Source organism: Pantoea sp. C2G6, assembly GCF_051336815.1.
GTDB lineage: Bacteria > Pseudomonadota > Gammaproteobacteria > Enterobacterales > Enterobacteriaceae > Pantoea.
This window is the reverse complement of record NZ_JBGMNJ010000039.1, coordinates 1-883: the sequence shown is the minus strand read 5'-3', so window position 1 is coordinate 883 and position 883 is coordinate 1. Positions and strand designations below refer to the sequence as shown.

2 protein-coding genes are annotated in these 883 nt (G+C 46.4%); both read right to left on the bottom strand.

The annotated features are described in order from the left end of the window. The coding region (locus tag ACCW71_RS20540; protein ID WP_436374492.1) for a T6SS effector phospholipase Tle3 domain-containing protein at positions 1-432 on the bottom strand (432 nt) is incomplete at its 3' end. Then, positions 422-883: hypothetical protein (locus ACCW71_RS20535; protein ID WP_436374490.1), on the bottom strand; the 462-nt coding region annotated here is incomplete at its 5' end. The genes ACCW71_RS20535 and ACCW71_RS20540, both read right to left, overlap by 11 nt.

The following is an 883-nucleotide window of genomic DNA, read 5'->3' as shown; positions in this document are numbered from 1 at the left end:
TTTTTTCAGGTCGTGATAATCCTCCCCGGCCAGGTTGCGCAGCGGGATTTGATAATCATCTTCGGTGCCCGGTTTTGCGGAATATCCCCAGTAAAAACGGATAACGGGTGAGCGGCTGCTCCCCGGGCTGGTTAGTTCCCGGCCACGGATTTTATCTACTTTGTAGATATTTTTAACCAGCCACATATCCTCGGGCAAATGCAGTCTGACGTTAAGTCCTGTACATATATTTTCCTCAGCCTTGTCATACCACTCGCCCTCAGAGTTCACGCCGTGAACAAATATAATCAGACCCGGAAGCTGGACCGGATGATGACAGCCCGCACGCACCATGATGTTTTTATGGCTGCACATCCCCCGCCAGGAAGATTTACCATTATCATCACACTCCATGACCGCTTTTCGTAACGGTTCAGGTTGTTTACTGACCATGTACAGGCACTCCTGTTGCGTCACTGGCATAAACCTGCTCAGGAGTTACATCAAACTTAGCGGGCCTAACACTATAATCGCATGTGAAGCGAGTATCCCCTGAGGGCGTCATAATATGTGGCCATATGTTTCCTTCCGCAGAGCCTGGGTTATCTTCTGATACAGAGAAAGAATTCATATTTTCCGCAGGCAGTCTATAAAGCATATTCTGTGAGCCTGGTGCCTTGATAAATAAAGCAGAATCCGTGATCAAAAGAGTTATATCAATGCCGGGATCTGAATCACTACTCACATAAATTTTCCCATGCACCCCATTCATTTCATATGATAAAAAAACACCACTATTCATATCCCTGTCGCTCATCATCGGGAATCTTTCTATATAAACCATGACATTATCGGACGCCGCATAAATTAACTGCCCCTTCCACGACATCAGCGGGTTAGGCTT